Source organism: Inquilinus sp. KBS0705 (assembly GCA_005938025.2).
Taxonomy (GTDB): domain Bacteria; phylum Bacteroidota; class Bacteroidia; order Sphingobacteriales; family Sphingobacteriaceae; genus Mucilaginibacter.
Genome location: VCCI02000002.1, coordinates 383,177 through 404,308, shown reverse-complemented (window position 1 = coordinate 404,308; position 21,132 = coordinate 383,177). Strand labels below are relative to the sequence as shown.

Annotated in this window: 16 protein-coding genes and 1 pseudogene; 8 read left to right on the top strand and 9 right to left on the bottom strand. The window is 44.7% G+C overall.

Going from position 1 to position 21,132, the window contains the following annotated elements; translation table 11 throughout:
- Positions 1-24 precede the first annotated feature (24 nt).
- A complete protein-coding gene (locus FFF34_013215; protein ID TSD64853.1) occupies positions 25-522 on the top strand; it encodes a hypothetical protein in 498 nt (165 codons plus the stop codon).
- Here the strand turns inward: FFF34_013215 and FFF34_013210 are convergent.
- The 3 genes from FFF34_013210 to FFF34_013200 form a co-directional block, all read right to left on the bottom strand.
- Positions 519-1,142 (bottom strand): thiamine phosphate synthase, encoded by a 624-nt coding sequence (locus FFF34_013210; protein TSD64852.1) that lies wholly within the window; start codon positions 1,140-1,142, stop codon positions 519-521. The two genes, FFF34_013215 and FFF34_013210, sit on opposite strands and share 4 nt — an antisense overlap.
- Positions 1,143-1,241: 99 nt before the next feature.
- Positions 1,242-2,903: an alkaline phosphatase family protein gene (locus FFF34_013205; protein ID TSD64851.1), complete on the bottom strand. Its 1,662-nt coding sequence runs from the start codon at positions 2,901-2,903 to the stop codon at positions 1,242-1,244.
- Positions 2,904-2,975: 72 nt separating this feature from the next.
- Positions 2,976-5,375: a TonB-dependent receptor gene (locus FFF34_013200; GenBank protein TSD65070.1), complete on the bottom strand. Its 2,400-nt coding sequence runs from the start codon at positions 5,373-5,375 to the stop codon at positions 2,976-2,978.
- A gap of 463 nt (positions 5,376-5,838) precedes the next feature.
- Between FFF34_013200 and aspS the strand changes: the two genes are divergently transcribed.
- Together aspS and FFF34_013190 are read left to right on the top strand one after the other, a co-directional pair.
- A complete protein-coding gene (aspS, locus tag FFF34_013195; GenBank protein TSD64850.1) occupies positions 5,839-7,587 on the top strand; it encodes an aspartate--tRNA ligase in 1,749 nt (582 codons plus the stop codon).
- Entirely contained in the window at positions 7,587-8,105 is a 519-nt protein-coding gene (locus FFF34_013190) for a peptidylprolyl isomerase (protein TSD64849.1), read from the top strand. Before aspS ends, FFF34_013190 begins: the two co-directional genes overlap by 1 nt.
- Before the next feature lie 47 nt (positions 8,106-8,152).
- Here the strand turns inward: FFF34_013190 and FFF34_013185 are convergent, their stop codons facing one another.
- From FFF34_013185 to FFF34_013175, 3 genes are read right to left on the bottom strand one after another with little or no spacing between them, the layout of a single operon-like run.
- Positions 8,153-8,842, bottom strand: coding sequence for a response regulator transcription factor (locus tag FFF34_013185; protein ID TSD64848.1), 690 nt, complete (start codon positions 8,840-8,842; stop codon positions 8,153-8,155).
- Positions 8,842-10,335, bottom strand: coding sequence for a TlpA family protein disulfide reductase (locus FFF34_013180; protein TSD64847.1), 1,494 nt, complete (start codon positions 10,333-10,335; stop codon positions 8,842-8,844). The genes FFF34_013185 and FFF34_013180 overlap by 1 nt, the downstream gene beginning before the upstream one ends.
- Positions 10,332-11,822, bottom strand: a complete 1,491-nt coding sequence (locus tag FFF34_013175; GenBank protein TSD64846.1) for a histidine kinase — start codon at positions 11,820-11,822, stop codon at positions 10,332-10,334. Before FFF34_013175 ends, FFF34_013180 begins: the two co-directional genes overlap by 4 nt.
- A 126-nt stretch (positions 11,823-11,948) precedes the next feature.
- Between FFF34_013175 and FFF34_013170 the strand changes: the two genes are divergently transcribed.
- Both FFF34_013170 and FFF34_013165 read left to right on the top strand, forming a co-directional pair.
- On the top strand, positions 11,949-13,253 hold the full coding sequence (locus tag FFF34_013170) for an amidohydrolase (GenBank protein TSD64845.1): 1,305 nt from the start codon (positions 11,949-11,951) through the stop codon (positions 13,251-13,253).
- Positions 13,253-13,567, top strand: a complete 315-nt coding sequence (locus FFF34_013165; protein ID TSD64844.1) for a protein tyrosine phosphatase — start codon at positions 13,253-13,255, stop codon at positions 13,565-13,567. The genes FFF34_013170 and FFF34_013165 overlap by 1 nt, the downstream gene beginning before the upstream one ends.
- Before the next feature lie 657 nt (positions 13,568-14,224).
- Here the strand turns inward: FFF34_013165 and FFF34_013160 are convergent.
- Positions 14,225-15,757: a serine hydrolase gene (locus FFF34_013160; GenBank protein ID TSD64843.1), complete on the bottom strand. Its 1,533-nt coding sequence runs from the start codon at positions 15,755-15,757 to the stop codon at positions 14,225-14,227.
- 91 nt (positions 15,758-15,848) lie between these two features.
- On the opposite strand from FFF34_013160, the gene FFF34_013155 reads away from it, so the two are divergent.
- Positions 15,849-18,029, top strand: coding sequence for a S9 family peptidase (locus FFF34_013155; GenBank protein ID TSD64842.1), 2,181 nt, complete (start codon positions 15,849-15,851; stop codon positions 18,027-18,029).
- A gap of 282 nt (positions 18,030-18,311) precedes the next feature.
- Here the strand turns inward: FFF34_013155 and FFF34_013150 are convergent.
- Together FFF34_013150 and mutY are read right to left on the bottom strand one after the other, a co-directional pair.
- A pseudogene (locus FFF34_013150) lies at positions 18,312-18,650 on the bottom strand (single-stranded DNA-binding protein).
- Between the two features lie 23 nt (positions 18,651-18,673).
- Positions 18,674-19,717, bottom strand: a complete 1,044-nt coding sequence (mutY, locus tag FFF34_013145) for an A/G-specific adenine glycosylase (protein ID TSD64841.1) — start codon at positions 19,715-19,717, stop codon at positions 18,674-18,676.
- Positions 19,718-19,890: 173 nt separating this feature from the next.
- On the opposite strand from mutY, the gene FFF34_013140 reads away from it, so the two are divergent.
- Positions 19,891-20,193: an integration host factor subunit beta gene (locus FFF34_013140; GenBank protein TSD64840.1), complete on the top strand. Its 303-nt coding sequence runs from the start codon at positions 19,891-19,893 to the stop codon at positions 20,191-20,193.
- A 5-nt stretch (positions 20,194-20,198) separates the two neighbouring features.
- Complete coding sequence (locus tag FFF34_013135; GenBank protein ID TSD64839.1) at positions 20,199-21,044, top strand: tetratricopeptide repeat protein; 846 nt, start codon at positions 20,199-20,201, stop codon at positions 21,042-21,044.
- The last annotated feature ends 88 nt before the right edge of the window (positions 21,045-21,132 follow it).

Here is a 21,132-nt window from a genome sequence, read left to right as displayed (position 1 = left end):
ACTTTTTGTTTGATATATTTATACATGAAAAATTTAGCCGCAACCCTTTTTGTATTAGCCGTTTTTACTATTGCTTTTACCTCCTGTAAGTACTCGGGCGGCGAAACAGGCGCAAAACTAACCTTAGCCGATTCGCTCATTAAACAGGACTCGACCATTAAAGCAAATAAAAAGCTGGTTGCCGATTTTTACCAGGCGTTTTTTGGCGATAAAAACATTGCCGCGCTGGATAAATATCTGGCTTTAGATTACATACAGCATAACCCTATTTTACCTGATGGCCGCGAGCCCTTAAAGCAAGGTGCCATGATATGGTTTAAGGGCGCCCCCAAAACTAAAATAGATATACAGCACCTAAGTGCCGACGGCGATTTGGTTTACATACACCTTAAAAATAAAATGGGCGACAAAACCAGCTCGGTGATCGACATATTCAGGATAGCGGGCGGTAAAATTGTAGAGCATTGGGATGTGATACAGGAAGTGCCGGCCAAATCGGCTAACCCCCACCCTATGTTTTAATAGATCTTACGATAAAACTCTTTTACCATCCCATTCGGGTCAAGCGACAGGTTAACGGCGGCCGATACGGCGATGCCATAAATACCTGTTTTTAAAAGCAGGTCTACATCTTTTAATTGTACACCCCCAACAGCAATCACAGGTATATCTATCGGCTGGCGTTCCAGTTCGCGGTAGCCTTCGTAACCCAAAAGCGGCTTATTGTTGGGCTTGGTATCGGTATGCGCAAAGGGGCCATAACCACAATAATCAACCATGCCGGAGTTTTGCACCCTTAATAACGCCTCGATATTCGTAGCTGAAGCACCTAAAGTTTTCTCGTCGGTTATTACGTTGCGTATGGCGGCAAAGTCGGCATCAAAATCTTCTATGTGCACGCCCTGCGCGTCTACCTTGTCCAGCAGGTGGTAATGGTTGGTTAGTATCAGCGTAGCGCCCCAATCATCGCAAATGGCAGCTATCTGGTTTATCTCAGCTATTAATTCCCCGTCGTTTTTGGTCATGCAGCGGTACTGCACCCAATTGGCCCCGGCTTCGCAGGCAATTTGGGCCTGTTCTACATGGCTGCGGTTGGGCAGGTCCTGCGTTAGATAATGGAATTTGGAGATATACTTTTTCATAGTCTATTTAAATTATCCGGCATGTCGAACCAGTACCCGCCCGCGTCCTTCGACAAGCTCGGGATGACCCATCGCTCAATCGGACCTTTGACTTTAAACTTATTTCAACACTTCCCCTATCGGTTTGCCAATGTTACCGTTTGGCGCCTGTATATGTAACAAGGCGGCAATAGTTGGCGCAATATCCGTCATATGGGTTTCGCGTACCAGGCTGCCGTGCTTAACGCCCCAGCCCATAAATACCAGCGGGATATGCGCATCGTATGGGTTCCACGAACCATGGGTAGTACCCGTAGCACCATGGTTGCCCGAAAACCATCCCGGTTTTAAAATTATCTGGATTGTACCGCTGCGTTCGGCATTGTAGCCGTTTTGTATCCTTACCTTAAGGTCTTGCGGAATGCTGGCTTCCTGCACATGCGCCATATCAACAGCGTACGCTATCTCGGGCAGTGTTTTAAGGTATTGTACGCAGTCATATTTAACCGCGTCTTCGCTGATATTGTCTTTTTTAAGCGCGGCATAATTAAGGTTTACCTGGTAGTTCTCAAAATTAAGCACCGGGCGTTTTATTTTGTATTTATCTTCAAGCAGTTTATTTAAGCCCGCTAAAGCAGGCGCTTCGCTCCAGTTGCCGGCCGGTATATTGTGGTCGGTTAAAAAGGTGGGATTATGAGCGGCACCATGGTCGGCACTTAAAAATACGGTGTAATTGCCTTTGCCTACTTTTTCATCTAAATAGGTAAAAAATGATGCCAGGTCTTTATCCAAACGCAGGTAAGTATCCTCAATCTCCACAGAATTCGGACCAAACTGGTGACCTATATAATCGGTAGATGAGCAGCTTACTGCTAAAAAATCGGTTACAGTATGGTTGCCTAATTGCTCATTTTCTACCGCGGCTTTTGCCATCTCTAAAGTAATGGTATTGCCGTACGGTGTCGATCGTACCATACCGATTCGGCCTTTATACAACTCCGATGTTTTAACCGGGAAGGTTGGCGCATCAGCGCCACTATATTTGCCTTCGTATTTCGGGCTGTTATCCGGCGCACTTTGCGCATAGGTACTAATAGGGTAAAGGGTGTTCCAATCTTGCTTCAGATACTTTTCCGCCGATTTTTGGGCATTAACATTTTTAACCCATGCAGGCAGGTCGGCCATGTAATAAGTGCTGCTTATCCAGCTGCCGTTGCTATCATCAAACCAGTACGCTGCGTTGGCAGCATGCCCTGCCGGTAATATTCCGCCGCGGTCCTTTAACGCGATGCCAATAACTTTCGACCGGAAGTTGGTTGCTAATCTTAATTCGTCGGTAACTGTTGTAACCAACAAATTGCGCGGCGACATTTTGCCGGCCGCCGACGTACTCCCTACTGCAACAACGGTACTATCGTCTGTACAGTACATGGCTTTGCCGGTGGCTTGTACTATAAAATCGTTACCGGCAATACCATGTATAGATGGTACTGATCCCGTATAAATACAGCTATGCCCGGCGGCAGTAACCGTGGGTATATAATCTATTTGGGTGTTTTCGCAAGTAAATCCTTCGTTAAGCATGCGCTTGAAGCCGCCGTTTTGATAACGGTCGTAATAACGGTACAGGTAATCCCAGCGCATTTGGTCAACTACGATGCCAACAACCAGCTTTGGGCGGGATAAAGTAGCAGCAGTTGCGGTGACAGTCCGTTTATTTTGGGCTGATAGATTTAATACAGTAGCAGCAAAGCTTAGCGTAAGCAGCAATTTTATTCTCATGGCAGCATATTTAAGTAGGCAAATATCACACTTGCAATATATAAACAATGTGATATTTGCGTTACTTTAAAATTAAAAGCTCAAACTAACCGATGCCAAAAAGTTGCGCGTAGCTTGCGGGAAATAGTAATTGTAATTTACCACCTGCCCGCCTTCAATATCGGGGTAGGTTGCGCCGTTGGCTTCGTATTGTTTATTAAACAGGTTATTAACCAATAGCCCAAGCCCAATGTTTTTAACAGATCGTACACTAAAGTTATAGCGCATCCTGATGTCGCTTACAAAATAGCTGTTCAATTTACGGTCCATAATGTACCGGTTGCTTGCCGCTACCGGGAAAGCTGCCGGGTTGGTATTCATGGTATTATCTAAATACTGGCTGCTGATGTATTTACCCAGCAGCGATATTTCGCCGCCCTTTATTGGGCTGTAACTTATCTCGCCCGATGCAATGAAAGAGGGCGAATAGGCAATATCCGTTTTTGGCAAAAATATTTCTACCTGGGTATTATTATCATAGTTGTTTAAAAACTGGCTGTAGTTTTTAATTTTATTGGTACTAATGGTAGCTGTTGCTGCGGCGCTTAGCTGGTTGGCTATTTTAACACGGCCATCAAACTCAATGCCCGCGCGGTAGCTTTTATCTACGTTGTTGCGTATTTGCGAGCCTACATCATTTAAGGCTCCGGTTAGTATCAGCTGGTTTTTATACAACATGTAAAAGCCGTTAATGCCTCCTTTAAATATGCTGCCGTTGGTGCGGTAACCCAATTCAAAATCTTTTAAGTTCTCGGGCTTGGGCCTGCTTAGCGGGGTCGAGTTGGTGTAATCGTCGCGGTTGGGCTCGTGGTTGCCCACAGCGAATGACGCGTAAATGTTATTGCGCTCGTCCAGCTCGTAGGTTATACCCGCTTTGGGGTTAAAAAAGTTAAGCGTTGCACTTTGCTGCACATTATTCAGGTTTTGGTCGAAGCCCAAAAACGAGTAATAAATACGGCGATATTGCATATCTGCAAAAAGTGTTGCATTACCCAATTTGTATTCGCCACGGGCAAAAATGTTAAAGTCGTTCTTTTTGGCATCATCGCGGTAATACTCGTAGTTAGGTGCAATGCCGGCACTTTGCTTAGTATAAATAATATTGCCATAATGCGCGCCGGTGTAGCGGTTATAAGCGCCCCCTAAAGTAAAGTTAAGATTGGTTTGTGGCTGATATTTTAGAGCATAGGTAACACCATAAAAATCGTTATCCAGCCAGCGGCGGCGGGCCAGGTCGGTATTGGCAATGATACTATCACCAATAACTACAGGTGTAAGTCCATAATCAGCCACGGCCGCGTTTGCTTTATACTCTTCGTAATAGCCTTTACCTTTGGTATAGTGTAGGGCACCGCTAAAACTTACCTTGTCCGATAGTTTTTGATCGTATAGTAACTGGTAGTGGTTTTGCAAATAATCATCAACCTGATCTTTATAAAAGCTGCCGTCGGGCAATATGCCCAGTTCGTTATATGTGCGGTGGTTTGGCAGCGTATTATCACTTATAATATAATCGGCCACGCCGTTCCAGGCCTGGTAGGTGCGCTCGTAGCCCGAAAATATATTGGCCCTTAATGTGCTGCTTTTACCGTAGTAAGCGCCGCTCACAAAAAACGACTTCAGGTCAGACGCCCCCCTGTCTATGTATCCGTCAGACTTTATTCGCGACAGCCTGCCATCTACACTAAACTTGCCGCCCAACAAACCCGTACCCAGGTTAAGGGTGTTTTTTAAGGTGCCAAACGAGCCTGCCGAGGTGCTGATATCGGCATAGCCGGTATCGCGGCGCGTGGTGGTTGATATATTGATGCTGCCACCAAATGCGCCAGCGCCATTGGTTGATGTGCCCACACCGCGCTGTATTTGTATGTTATTGATGGATGATGCAATATCGGGCAGATCGACAAAGTACGAACCCTGGCTTTCCGAATCGTTGTAGGGGATGCCGTTTATAGTAACATTTACCCGTGTAGCATCCGAGCCGCGAATACGTATACCAGTGTAGCCAATACCTGTGCCCGCATCCGCACTTACCACAACCGATGGTGTTTGGTTAAGCAGGTAAGGTAAATCTTGGCCAAAATTGTTTTTTTCCAGGTCTTTTTTGCTTAAGTTGGTAAAGGCCGTTGGCGAGTTTTTACCCGCCCGTGTAGCAGTAACTGTCACTTCCTCCGCACTAAAGGCAGCGCTTGTAAGCAAAAGATCAACCACCTGATTATTATTAAGCCGAATGGTTTTGGTGATGGTTTGATAGCCTACAAAGCTGGCTTTTATAGTATAGTTGCCGCTTTGTAAATTGCTAAGGGTGTAATTTCCGTTAGCGCCGGCAACGGTGTTTACAGCCGGGCTGTTAATGCTGATGGTTGCGCCGGGCAGTTCATCGCCGGCCTGGTTTGTGATTTTTCCGCTGATGGAAAATTGAGCCGATGCCACAACAGGCAGCAGCAGGGCGAAGAGCGCCGCAAATAAGTTTTTCAAAATTGTTGAACAATAAATTAGTTAAACCATCTGCTCGCCGGGATAAAACGGCAGTACACTTAACTTGTTACCTCTCCCTACGCCGGCATTACCCGGATCAGGTGCAGACCCCCCGGCCCCCTGAAGGAGGAGCAGGGGGCCCTAAAAGATCTTTAAGGCTTTATTGCTCCCCTTTAGGGGGTCGGGGGATCATGGGTTTGATCTCAGCCTGTCTTTCAGTTTGGTAAAATAACCTGCAGATTATTTTTATTACACCAAAGCAAGGCACCCCTTGAGAATTATAGGGCAAATATAGATGTTATTTCGAATTTTGAATGTTTCATTTTGGATTTGTGTTATTCATACACCAACGTTTCTGCTTTAGGCTTTCAGCTTTCGACCCAAAAACGTAGTTTTGCAAACTTTTAAAATACCAACTATGCTTAGAACTCACACCTGCGGACAATTAAATATCAGCAATTTAGGTGAAACGGTAACCCTTTGCGGATGGGTGCAAAAATCGCGTGACCTTGGCGGTACAACATTTATTGATGTGCGCGACCGATATGGTTTAACACAACTGGTTTTAAATACCGATACCGATGCTGACCTGCGCGAAGCAGGCCGCCAGCTGGGCCGCGAGTTTGTTATTAAAGTAACGGGCAAAGTGCTGGAGCGTTCAAATAAAAATACTAAAATACCTACCGGCGAAATTGAGATAGCGATTACCGAACTGGAAATACTGAACGCCGCCAAAATACCGCCATTTTTAATTGAAGACGAAACTGACGGCGGTGAAGAGTTAAGGGCCAAATACCGCTACCTTGACCTGCGCCGCAACCCTATACGCAACAACCTGGTTTTGCGCCATAAAATGGCACAAGAGATACGCAAATATTTAGACGGATTAGATTTCATCGAGGTAGAAACGCCGGTGCTCATTAAATCGACACCCGAAGGTGCACGCGATTTTGTGGTGCCAAGCCGTATGAACCTCGGTGAATTTTACGCCCTGCCGCAATCGCCGCAAACCTTTAAGCAATTACTGATGGTGAGCGGTTTCGACCGTTATTTTCAGATAGTAAAGTGCTTTAGGGATGAGGATCTGCGCGCCGACAGGCAGCCGGAATTTACACAGATAGACTGCGAAATGTCGTTTATTACCCAGGAAGATATCCTGAATATTTTTGAGGGCTTAACACGCCACCTGTTTAAAACGGTAAAGGGACTTGACCTTGGCGATTTCCCACGTATGCAGTATGCCGACGCGATGCGCCTGTACGGATCTGACAAACCCGACACCCGTTTTGGGATGCAGTTTGTTGAGCTGAATGATGTAGTTAAAGGTAAAGGTTTCAGCATTTTTGATAATGCCGAACTGGTTGTTGGCATCAATGCAAAAGGCTGCGCAAGTTATACCCGCAAGCAAATAGATGAACTAACCGAGTGGATGAAACGCCCGCAAATTGGCGCTACCGGTTTAATATATTGCCGCCATAATGATGATGGTACATTAAAATCATCGGTAGATAAATTTTACAACGAAGAAGAACTGGCCAAATGGAGCGCCGCGTTTGAAACAGAACCGGGCGATTTGATATTTATATTAGCCGGCGAAACCGACAAGGTGCGTAAACAATTGAACGAGCTGCGTTTAGAAGTTGGCGGCCGTTTAGGCCTGCGCGATAAAAATAAATTTTCGCCGCTTTGGGTGTTAGATTTTCCTTTATTGGAGTGGGACGAGGAAACAGAGCGTTACCATGCTATGCACCACCCGTTTACCTCGCCCAAGCCCGAGGATATCACACTATTAGATACCGACCCTAAAAACGTACGCGCTAATGCTTACGATTTAGTTATAAACGGTACCGAAATTGGCGGTGGCTCTATCCGTATACACGATAGGGCTTTGCAATCGTTAATGTTTAAGCATTTAGGCTTTTCGCCCGAGGAGGCACAGAAACAGTTTGGCTTTTTAATGGATGCCTTTGAATACGGCGCACCACCGCACGGTGGTATCGCTTTCGGGTTCGACAGGTTAACCTCTATCTTCGCCGGATTAGATTCTATTCGCGATGTTATCGCCTTCCCTAAAAATAATTCGGGCCGCGATGTAATGATAGATTCGCCATCAACAATTGCCGATGCGCAACTAAATGAACTAAAAATTAAAACTACTGTATCGTAATGGGACTTATTGACGTATATAACAATATGAAAAATTATTTATTGATGATATTAGGAGTGGTGATAGTTGGTTTATCATCATGTTCAAAAAAAGCGGATGATGTGGTGATTCCACCTTTCGACTCGGTTGCACAGGCAAAAGCAGATAGCGTAACCATTCAAGCATATTTAACTGCACACCCCGAAATTACTGCTACAAAAGGGCCTAAAGGTCTTTATTACCAGATAACAACAGCTGGTACGGGAGCTCATCCAACCGAAAACTCAATAGTATCGGTAGATTACGTAGGTACGTTACCTAAAGGCACCGTGTTTGACTCTGGTAGTTATACTACACCGCTTAACTTTAGGGCCAATATTATTGAAGGCTGGAAATTGGGTATCCCGTTAATGAGAAAAGGCGGAAAGATGATACTTATTTTACCATCTGCCCTGGCGTATGGTAACTCGTCGCCAAGCCCTTCGGTAGGTGCCAACGCAGTTATGATATTCAATATAACTTTAAAGGACTTCCAATAGTCATCTATTATTTAAAAAAGAGGCGCGTTAAATAACGCGCCTCTTTTTTAGTTTTTACCGGTTAGTAATTCGGTATTAAAACTATTGCCAAGCGGCACAACCCGGCCGCTAAGGTGCAGCTGGTGCCGTTCGGCCCTATCAACTTTATTTTTGTTTACAATATATGACCGGTGAACCCTTATAAATTGCTGCGGAGGCAGTAAAGCCAGCGCATCTGTAATGGTCAATCGCGATAGAATGCTTTTACCGTTTGCTAATACAAAGCTCATGTAATTACCCCCGCTTTCCAGGTAAAGTATATCGCTATAGGTAATTTTAACCTGCTCGTAACCGGCTTTAATAAAAATACTATCGGCAGGTGCCGGTTTATGGTTTTGCCTGGCCTGCAATAGATCGTTGGCCTTGTGGCATGCCTTTAAAAAGCGGGTAAACGGGAATGGCTTTAGCAGATAATCTACCGCGTTTAGCTCGTAGCTTTGTACCGCATGCTCGGTGTATGCGGTGGTAAATACCACCATGGGCTTTTGCTGCAAGCTTTCAAATAGCTCTATGCCCGATATGTCGGGCATTTTGATATCTAAAAACAGCAGGTCGGCAGGGTGGGATGCCATATATTCAATGGCTTTGAGCGCATCTGTAAAATAAGCCAAAACCTCTAAAAAAGGCACTTTAGCCGCATGCGACTTTATTACCTCAAGGGCCAGGGGTTCATCATCTATAGCAATGGCTCTTATCATTATAAATACTGCGCTATCTGTTTATACAATTCTTCTTTGTCGCTGGGGCGTTTGGCGTTGGGTTGTACCAATTTGCCGGTTTTATCAAATATAAAATACATTGGGTAATAACGGGTATCATCGCCCTTAGGCATCAACTCATCCCAAAACGGCTGAATATCACTTCGGCTTTTGCGCAAATGTAAGCCTGTCATGCCGTTTACTTTTATAAAATCGCGCCATTTACCATCTTTTTCATCGTCGTCCATGTCAAGGTAAACAAAAGCTACGTCTTTGCCTTTAAAATATTGCTTTAGGGCGGGGTTATACTTTATTTCCTGCTTGCATGGGCCGCACCATGTGCCCCAAATATCCAGATAAACCACTTTGCCTTTAAACTTACTTATCGCCTGGTAAATAGATGTCATTTTGTTATATCCATCGGCAATTTGTATCTCTTTGTTATCGGCATTTTTAGCCAGCAGGGTTTCAAGCTGTTTTACTTTAACCGTTAACATGAGCAGATATTCGCTTTTTGGGTAGTAGTTTTTAAGCTCGCTAAGCAAGGGTTTTGCCTCTGCTATGTCTTTGCTTAAACATTTGGTATCAATAGCCTGTGCCAGCCAATTTTCGGCTATACGCTTGTCAAATTGATTATGTACCACTATCCAGTTTACAAACAGTTTGCCTTTTTCTTTAGCCACCCGGTTGCCGCTGTCAAGCCTTATATTAAAGTATTTGATATAGGTTTTAGGGTCTTTCATTTGCTCGTCAGATAGCCCCTGAAATGCCAACGTTTCGTAATAGCCAATGTAGCTGTTGGCAAAGTTATAGTAGCGCGGACCTGCCGGTAAAGCAGATGCCATCAGCGGAGCATCCTGGTAAACACTTAGTACAAATTCAAAGATCTGTTTACGGCCGGTCTCTAAAATGCCACGTGCAAAATCGTTTAGTTGGGTTAGGGCAAATGCCCTAACTTCCTGCTCTATCAGGTTTTTATAAGCCTGTGATAAGGCCGAAGACCGTATCAGCTTTATATTTTCATCGCGCATGGCCATCCACGGTTGTACAACTTGCTGCTGCAATTGCGGCAGTGTTAGTTTCACATAAGGATTATTACCCCCTTTTGAAAAAAACGGAATATCGTCTAGGTGTAATTTGGCCAGCAGGCTATTCTCGGCTGCTGATGTACCTTTAAAGTTGCTGATAGTTGTATCGGCAGTATTAACCCTAATATCTAAAGATTTGCCGGGCGTTAATAATAAACTACTGTGTTTGCCTTCGATATTTAGGGTGGCAAACTTTTGCTTGGGTAAATAAATGGTTTTACTAAAGTTTCCTTTACTATCTACCGCTATGGCAATATCGTTATCATGATAAAAGCCATAAATAAACGGGATATTTAAATAAACGCTATCGGTTTTTACGCCGCCGGTGTTACCGCTCAGTCTAAACTGGGCATAAGTGTTTAGGGCCGTGCTAAGGCACAGCAATAGTGTAATTAGTTTTTTCATGACAGGTGCAGGGTTAGATGTATAAAAAATTCGTTGGTGTTTTGGCGTATAACCAATTCGTGGCGGTTTGGGTAAAGCAGTTGCAGGCGCTGCTTAACATTCTCCAGCCCAATGCCCGATCGTTGCCTTTCGGGGTCGTTATCTTTTTCGGGATGCAGGCTGTTATATACATCAAGCTGTAATACATTGCCGGCCACCTGCAGGCTTACGGTTATCCACGATGCCTGTTTAAAACTTATACCATGCTTGTAGGCATTCTCTATAAATGGGATAAGCAGCATGGGGGCAATATTAAAATCGCTGTACTCGTCAGTTATATCCGCCTTGATCTTTATATTGTCTGATAATGCTATGCGCAGGTTTTGCAGGTCGATATAATTGTGCAGGTACTCAATATCTCGGCTTAGGGGTATGCTGTCCTGGTTGTTTTCATGCAGCATAAAGCGCATCATATCCCCCAGCTTTTGTATGCCCTCGCCGGTTTTTTCGGCTTGCTCGGTAAGGGCTGTACCGTAAAGGGTGTTAAGGGCATTAAACAAAAAGTGCGGGTTTATTTGCGATCGTAAAAATTGCAGGTTAGCGTTTGATGCCCCAAGCTTGCTTTGCAGGCTGACCAGCTGCCGGTAAGTATCCTCATTGGCTTGGTAAACGCGCCATGATAACCCGATTGTCAACACCGCCGGAATAGCCCATACGTAAACCAAATACCCCATGTACGAAAACCGCCAGGCAAAGGCCATCAAAAACATGATCTCGAGGAAGCCGGCACCAATTACCAGCAGCATTAACAGGCCAAAGTAAACTAATCCGCTTACCTTTTTTTCGCTTTTATAATATGGGATAAGCGCGTATAAATTTACAAAATAAATGATGAAACAAAAGGGCAGGCCGACAACATAAATTACACTAAGCCCCGGATTGGTCGCCATTAAAAACCCCCAAACGGGTATAAACAAAACCCCCCAAATGGACAGCGTGATAATAACCTCGCGTATAACCTTCGACCGCAGGGTTTGGCGGGCTTGTTGTAATTTGTACTGGTATATCAACGCTTCGCGGATAAGTACATACACCCCATACGCTATATAAAAGGTAATAGCCATGCTAAAGCCCCGGCTTAAAAATGTAAGGTTTGATGCCAGTCCGTTGCCGTACTGCTGGTATATCCAGCTGGCTAAATAGCTTTGGGCTACGGTGAAAATCAAGCCCATTGCTTTTAAAACAAGTATGATCACAACAACAGCCTTTACGCGTTTACCACGGGCCCAAAGTTTGGGTATGGCGTAAAAGTTAACAGTCATGAAAGCGCCGTACGATGCTAAAACAATGGCAACCTGTGGCAGCAGCACGTTAAATATAAAGTTAGGCACTGCATGTTCCCGGCTTACTATATAACCGTACTGCTCAAGGCCGTGGTTAAGCAATATCAACAGGCTAATGATAAATAAGGCATTCGCTGCCCAAAACTCTATTTTGCTGTATTTCATTATGGTTTTTTAATATGATACAAGCTTAAGGCAGCCGCCTTGCTTAATAAAATAAATGTGACCAACCCTGCCAAAAATGTGATGAATGGTATTTTTATTATATTTAGCAAGCTAACCTATACGTGCATGAAAAAACTATTACTGATATCCCTGTCATTTATAACCCTATCGGCAGGTGCGCAAACCGCCTTAAAAACACAGGTAAGCAAAAAAGCCGATGCCTTGAAAGATAAGGTGATTGCCTGGCGTCGCGATTTTCATGAACACCCTGAGCTGGGCAACCACGAGGTACGCACCAGCGGCATTATAGCCAAACATTTGCAGGCCCTGGGCTTACAGGTGCAAACAGGCGTTGCCACTACCGGTGTGGTCGGCATATTAAAAGGCGGCAAGCCCGGTCCGGTAGTTGCCCTGCGTGCCGATATGGACGGCCTACCCGTGGTAGAGCGTGTTAAACTGCCCTTTGCATCAAAAGACCGGGCCATTTACAACAAACAGGAGGTTGGCACCATGCATGCCTGCGGCCACGATTCGCACATGGCCATTTTGATGGGGGTTGCTGAGGTGCTATCGTCAATGAAGAACGATTTGCACGGTACGGTTAAATTCATTTTTCAGCCAGCCGAAGAAGGTGTTGAACCCGGCGAAAAAGGCGGTGCCGAAGAAATGGTAAAACAGGGTGTTTTAGAAAACCCAAAGGTTGATGTAATATTTGGCCTGCACATTAACTCGCAAACTGAAGTGGGCAAGATCACTTACCGCCCGGGCGGTACCATGGCGGCGGTAAACGATATGCAGATCATTGTAAAAGGGCGCTCGGCACATGGGGCCTACCCATGGTCGAGTATCGACCCGATAGTGACCGCGGCCGAGATCATTAATAACCTGCAAACTATTGTAAGCCGCAACATCAACGTTACCGAAAACCCCGCCGTGGTTACCATTGGCGCAATTAAAGGCGGCAATCGGTCTAACATTATCCCTGAAACCGTAGAAATGCTGGGCACCATTCGCGCCCTGTCTGAAAGCGACGAGCGCCTGCTAATAGACAAAGTAAAGCTGATAGCCACCAAAACCGCCGAGGCGCAGGGTGCGACTGTCGAAATAAAGATACCCTACAGCAATCATTACCCGGTTACTTATAACGACCCTAAACTAACCGCGCAAATGCTGCCTTCCTTGCAGGCTACCGCCGGCACCGAAAATGTATTACTGCGCCCGCCGGTTACCGGTGCCGAAGATTTTAGCTTTTTTCAGCAAAAGGTACCCGGCTTGTTCATCTTTTTAGGCGGCATGCCAAAAGGCGGCAACGCCATAACCGCGCCATCGCACCACACGCCCGATTTCTATATCGACGAAAGCGGCTTTACCCTTGGTGTTAAAGCATTGTGCAATTTAACGCTGGATTATATGAATGCTAAGGGGAAATAATGTCCAACCTCCTATTCATTTGTAGTAAAAACCAATGGCGCAGCCCAACGGCCGAACTTTTATTTAAAGGGCATGTCTACCATAACGCACGCTCGGCAGGTACCAGCGATAAGTCACGCATTAAGGTCAATCAAAAAGCCCTCGATTGGGCCGATGTTGTTTTTGTGATGGAAAACAAACACCGCGATATTATAAAGCGCTATTATCAACCAAATGATGTCCCTATCATCGTGCTGGATATTGAAGACAACTACGCGTTTAACGACCCGGAATTGGTGCAACTATTGAAGGATAGTTTGCAGGAGTATTTGTAATTGCCTTGCTGTCATTTCGAGTGATAACGAGAAATCTTGTTCAACTGGTAGGTGGCGAGCTTTGCATAATGAACAAGATCTCTCGTCGCTGCGCTCGCTCGAGATGACATGGTGGATTAAGTTACTGGTGGGGGTGGGTCGCCGTTGTTGGAGTTTTCTCCAACAACCTTTAGGACGGTAATGATACTACAGTTTAAGTGCATGGCGGCTTGTTGGTGACAACACCAACAAGGGCAAATAGTGGGGGGATGTGCGATTCCTTCCCCTGGGAAGGAGGAGGAAGGGGTTAATAGGTGTTCAAGTCGATTGTACCCACACTCATATAAACCCCTCCCTGCCTTTACGCTCATTTTCTAAACGCATCCCTCCCCGAGGAGGGATTTAATTCCCGCCGTTGTTGGTGTTGTCACCATAGGTGCTCGGAAGATTAAAAATCAGTCATCCTGAACTTGTTTCAGGATCTCACAGGACGGTAATTAGCATGCTGTCCACCTTTCTAATCTACACTTTGCATGTGGGATGCCGATCCGCCAGCCGGCGGACGGCATGACGGGTTGTTTCGTTTCTTCCTAACAGTTGTGGTGTTGTCACCAACAACAAATAATTAGGCCGACAAATTCATCTGCATATCTGCACATTTAAAATCTGCACATCTATCTACTCCACCTTCTTAAAATCATACGGGTTATACTCTACAAAATCGGCTACTTTAACACGCACGCCGGTTACTTTGCCGTCTTTTACCGTAAAAGGGAAAATAGCCTTTCCAAGCACAGGGTCTGAAAAGGTTACGTAAAAACGGTTGCCGCCCAGGGGCTGTAGCTTGGCATACATTTTTGGATGGTGCTCAAAGCGAATCTCCAGGTCGTTGCCGCTTTCGCCGCGGGTTATTTCCAGGCTGCCATAAAGGTCGTTCACATACTTGCCGGTGTATTTATTGGCAGATAGTTGAGGCTTAAGGTTAAGTAAGGTACTGTCGCGCATTTTCTTATCAATAGCCTGAAACTGGGCCATGTTAGTCTTGTTGTACTCTAAATACACATCGTTGTAATGATAATTTTTGTTTTTAAAATAGGCATCTATAATATCCCATTTTAAAGCTTCATAAAGCTCATTCTGGTCGCTGTTGGTGAGTATCACAATACCCAGGTTTTCTTTTGGCACCAGCGTTACCGATGATACATAGCCATTAACGCCGCCTGTATGCATTACCAGCCGCCGCCCGCAATAATCTTGTATTGACCAGCCCAAGCCATATAACTCAAATCCAATATCGCCATTTAAATAGTTGGCTGTTGATACATAATCCTGTGGCTGGCGGGTGGCTGCTATTGCCGCCTCGGGTATAATTTGCTTGCCGCCAACTTTACCGTTATCCAGCAAAGCCATTACCCATTTGCTCATATCGCTAACAGACGAACTAATGGCACCCGCGGGTGCCAGACCATCAATATTGCAATAGGGTATAGCGGTAAGGCGGCCATCAACCAGGGTGTGCGGTACGGTACAGTTAAGGGCCTTGGGCATATCGGCTGTTAGGGCAAGGGTGCTGCTCATGCCAAGCGGGGCAAAAATATTTTCTTTTAAATATACCTCCCATGGTTTGCCGGTAACACGCGGTATAATTTCGCCAGCGGTTAAAAATGCCGCGTTGGTATAACCCCATTTTGTGCGAAAGGGGTACTCCGCTTTCATTTTACCCAGCTTTTCAATAACATCGTGGCGGGCCAGGTTAGTGTTGTAAAAAGTAAAATCGCCCTGAAAAGTTTTGAAACCCAAGCGGTGGCAAAGCAAATCTTTTACTATGGCCATTTCGCCTGCCGCTTTATTTTCCAGCTTAAACTCAGGTATATACTTGGTCACCTTTTCATCAAGCGATAGCTTATTATCGGCCTGTAACATGGCCAAAGCGGTTGCGGTAAATGCCTTGGTGTTGCTGCCTATCATAAACAGGGTATTCTCGTCTACCTTGTTTTGCATGCCCAGTTCTTTAATGCCATAGCCCTTCATCAACACTATTTTGCCATCTTTTACAATACAAACCGCAGCACCGGGTATACGCCAACTGGTAAGTGCCTTGTTAATGTAAACATCAAGGCTGTCCTTAATAAATTTACTTCTGTCGATGTTTTGGGCGGTGGCCGATAGCAAGATAAAAAAGCTTAAAAACAACAGCGATATTTTTTTCATAGGGATAATATATTCAAAGGCTTTAAAATACTAATTTAACGCCGAATTTACTGAGTCATTATTTATTATTAACAACATCCAAACTAAGATTATGAAAATATATCGATGGGGGGCATTCTCCCTTGTGTTTTTATCGCTGTTGCTTTTGCAGCTTACTGCCAATGCCCAGCGAAGCACCAACTGGACCAAAGACGGTTACCAGTACTACAAGGTACAGGGCGGCGAGGTTTTTATGGTTGATGTGCGCGACAATACCAAAAAATCGGCATGGATAACCAAGGCCATGCTAACACCCGAAGGCGGGCAACCTATCAGCATCAGAAGGTTCACTATATCTGACGATGGGCAAAAAGCACTGATAAACAATAACACCAAGCGCGTATGGCGTTATGATACCCGCGGCGATTACTGGGTGTATGATTTTGCCGCTAAAAAGCTGGTGCAGTTGGGCAAAGGCTTGCCTGCATCGTCATTAATGTTTGCCAAATTCTCTCCGGATGGAAGCAAAGTGGGCTATGTAAGCGAGCATAATATATATGTAGAAAACCTTGCAGATAACAGCATTAAGCAATTAACTACCGACGGCACTAAAAAGCTGATAAACGGCACGTTCGACTGGGTTTACGAAGAAGAGCTGGATTGCCGGGATGGTTTCCGCTGGTCGCCTGATAGCCGGTCGATAGCCTACTGGCAGATAGATGCTACCAAAATAAAGAATTACCTGATGCTGAACACCACCGACTCTACCTACTCGTTTACGGTACCGGTAGAGTACCCGGTATCCGGCGAAGACCCAAGCTCGGCCAGGATAGGTATTTTGGATGTAGCCAGCGGCAAAAACAGCTGGATGAATATCCCCGGCGACCCCATACAGCATTACCTGCCCCGTATGGAGTGGACCACCAACCCTAACGAGATCATTGTTGAGCAGCTAAACCGCGCACAAACCCAAAGCCGCATTTTAATTGGCAACATATCAAACGGAAGCACCCGTGTGATACACGAAGAAAATGATAAGGCCTGGATAGACGGAAAATCGCGTTGGAACGATGGAGACCCGGTTGGCTGGGAATGGCTTAACAAGGGCAAAGAGTTTTTATGGGTGAGCGAAAAAGACGGCTGGAGGCACATATCGCGTATAGACAGGGATGGCAAAGAGAAGTTGATAACCACCGGTAATTACGATATTATTAACCTGAGCCGTATTGACGAGGCCGGCGGTTATATTTACTTTACCGCGTCGCCTGATAATGCTACCCAGGAGTACCTGTACCGCATTAAATTAAGCGGCGGCAAAGCCGAGCGCCTAACCCCTGCCAACCAAACCGGTACCAATAGTTACCAGGTATCGCCAAATGGCAAAATAGCTTTGCACAACTTTACCAATGCCTATACGCCTTACATCAGCGAGGTAGTAAGCCTGCCCGATCATAAGCACTTAAGCGGCGACGAGGTAAAACTGGCCACAGATGCCAAAAACAAAACCGAGTTTTTTAAAGTAAAAACAGTTGATGGTGTTGAAATAGATGGCTGGATGAAAAAGCCAACCAACTTTGACCCAACCAAAAAATACCCGGTTGTATTTTATGTATACGGCGAGCCTGCTGCGCAAACCGTTACCGATACCTGGGGAGCGGGGCAAAACAATATGTACAACGGCAACATGGCCGACGACGGGTACATTTATATATCTGTTGAAAATCGTGGCGCACCGGCACCCAAGGGTACAGCATGGCGCAAATCTATCTATAAAAACATAGGCGTTATCAACGTGCGCGACCAGGCAATGGCTGCTAAGGAGATTTTGAAATGGCCTTATGTAGATAGCACCCGCGTTGCTGTATGGGGATGGAGCGGTGGCGGATCATCAACCCTTAACCTGATGTTCCAATATCCCGATATCTATAAAACCGGCATAGCCGTAGCTGCCGTAGGCGACCAGTTTACTTACGACAATGTTTACCAGGAGCGTTACATGGGTGTACCTATTAACGAAGAAGGCCGGGCTGCCTTTATAAAGGGATCGCCAATTACCTATGCCAAAAACCTGCGCGGTAACCTGCTGTACATACACGGTACCGGCGATGATAACGTACACTACAAAAATGCCGAGGAGCTGATAAACGAGTTGGTGAAATACAACAAGCAGTTCCAGCTGATGTCGTACCCTAACCGTACCCATGGTATATTTGAGGGGCCGGGCACTACGGCGCATTTACATACTTTGTACACTAATTATTTGAAACAATACTGCCCGCCGGGTGGCAGATAAAAATCAGTAGAACAGCGTTTACCTATTGTTTATATCAAAAATAATTTTATATTAGTTAGCAACAGCAAACGAATTAAAACGAAAAATCCGCAATAAAAACGAAAAATAAAGAATTATTTATAGGTAACCCAACAAAAAAACGAAGCCCTTTTGATAGAAACATCAAAAGGGCTTTTTCGTATTAGTTAAGTTTGTAATTGGTTAATATGGAAAGTCGTCGGAATCACTATTCCGATAGTTACCGTTTTCGCTAACTTTTACGGCCCTGTTATTGGTTTCGGGTTCAAAATCGGTTTTGCGGCCAAGCATGGTAAAGTTTTCGGCCACTACTTCGGTAGTGTACTTCTTAATGCCCTCTTTATCCTCAAAAGAGCGCGTTCTAAGCTTGCCTTCTATATATACCAGTTTGCCTTTTTGTAGGTATTTAGAGGCCACATCGGCCAATCCGCGCCACATTACAATGTTATGCCACTCGGTTTGCTCTACTTTACGGCCATCCTTATTAAATGTTTCTGATGTTGCTAACGGAAAGCTTGCTACGGCCACGCCGCCTTCTAAATGCCGCACCTCGGGGTCCTTTCCTAAATGCCCCACAAGTATCACTTTATTAATTCCAGACATGCCATAAAATAACGAAGAATTATTTAGAAATTAAAAAAATTTTTTATAAATATAAAAATACTCTTCGGAAGCGCTAAATTCTTCAGGTCGGAAATGTCGGCATAAAACCATCCGGGTGCCAGTTTTTGGGGCAGGTTATCAATTTGTATAAACTGTATATATAGTTGCTGATGGGTTAATATGTGCTTGGTTAAAGGGTATTTGTGCTTAATAACTATGTTTTCGCCAAAAATTTTCATTTCGGGCAATGTTACCAACTCCTCGGGGCTAACAAGTGCGGGGGTTTCTATCATTGGCAAATCGTACATATTTGCCCAGATGTCGCTTTCGTCGCGCTTGTTCATTAGAATTTTTTCGCCGTCAATTATTAACGTATAGTTAAAAAACCTGTTCCGCACTTTAACCTTTTTAAGTTTTACGGGTAAATAGGTAGTGGCGTTAGTCTTAAATGCCTCACAACCAATACGTAATGGGCAGATACCACAGGCCGGGTTCTTTGGCTTGCAAAGCATTGCGCCAAATTCCATTATGGCCTGGTTATGCAGTGCGGGCCGCCGCCTGTCGAGCATATCATCCGCAATACCTTGAAACAACTTCTTCCCCTTTGGCGAGTTTATGGGCTCGTTTATCCCAAAATACCGGGCCAAAACACGGTAAACATTCCCATCCACTACAGCCCGGGGCTCGTTAGCGGCAAAAGAAGATATGGCCGCGGCAGTATATTCGCCTATCCCTTTAAGTTTTATCAGCTCTGTATAATTATCCGGAAACACACCATTATATTGCTCCTGAACAAGCCTGGCTGTCTTTAACATGTTCCTGCCTCTTGAGTAATAGCCCAGCCCCTGCCATAGCTTTAAAATATCATCCTCGTGTGCTGCGGCAAAGGCGCTTACCGTTGGGTATTTTTCTGCAAAGCGGTGAAAATAAGGCAGTCCCTGCTCTACACGGGTTTGTTGAAGTATAATTTCGGATAACCAAATAACGTATGCATCGGTAGTATTGCGCCAGGGCAGATCGCGCTTATTATCTATATACCAGCCGATCAGTTCTTGAGAAAAATTCATTCGTTGCAAAGTAACACATATCATTATTGTATCATAATTTACGGTAAAAAATGCCCGTTTGGGGGCTCTACAAAAAAAATCTTCTATTTATTTTAATCTTTAATTTTAAAGCGATACTTTTGCAACCCCAAAACAGTTAAGTATTTATACATTTAAATAAAAGAAAACAGGATATGACCAAGGCAGAAATTATAGCTGAAATCTCATCTAAGACAGGAATAGAAAAAGTTGATGTACAGGAAACTGTTGAGGCGTTTTTCAAAGTAGTTAAAAGTTCAATGGTAGGCGGCGAAAACGTTTATGTAAGAGGTTTTGGTAGCTTTGTGGTAAAAAAGAGAGCTAAGAAAACAGCACGTAACATTTCAAAAAACACTGCTATAATTATCCCTGAGCATTTTGTACCAAGCTTTAAACCGGCTAAAACTTTTGTTGAGAAAGTTCGCACAGGTAACAAAACTGCTAAAGCAAGTAAATAATCAGCATGAAGAAGAATCAAATAGTTGTAAGTGTAATAGTAGTTGCTATTATGGGCTATTTGTATTCGTTACCTGTTAAAGGTTTAGTTAAGCCAAAAGAAAACCGTGCTGGTGCCGCAGGTATGGCGCAAGCCGCAAAGCCAGCAGCAAACGTTACTGTAGCTACGGTATCTGCAAGTGCAAAAGCGCTTTTAGAGCCAACGCAGTCGCAACAGATATCAGCGTTAGAAGACAGGCTTAGAAACGCCGGCGATGCAGATAAGCTGATCATACAAAAACAGCTTGCCACTGCATGGGACAACGTTAACCAACCGGCCCCTGCAGCATTTTACTATCAGCAAATGGCTAAAAAAAGTAATTTGTTTGCCGATTGGTTAAATACCGGTAACAGGTTTAATACAGCTATTAAAGTATCGCAGGATTCTTCGGCACAAGGGGCTTTTATTGCAAACGCTGTTGAGGCATTTGAACATGCAACCCAACTAAAGCCGACCAGCCTTGAAGCTAAAACCGGTTTAGGTGTTGCTTATGTAAATGGCGGCGGAACCCCAATGCAAGGTATAGCATTATTGCTTGATGTAGTTAAGCAAGACCCTACAAACCACGATGCAAACCTAAATTTAGGTATGTTTTCGATGCGGTCGGGCCAGTACGAAAAGGCTGTGCAGCGGTTTAAAACCCTTATTGCACAAAAAGAAGAGATTGAGCCTTACTTTTACCTGGCCGAGAGCTATAAACAGCTTGGCCAAAAACAAGAAGCGATTGCTGCATACGAAAAATGCAAGCAGTTAATGGGCGACCCTGCAGCAGGGCAGCGCATAGATGAGTATATAAAGGAATTAAAAAAATAAAGTACACTTAAAAATTATTATCATGCCAAGCGGTAAAAAACGTAAGAGACATAAAATGGCTACCCACAAACGCAAAAAGCGTTTAAGA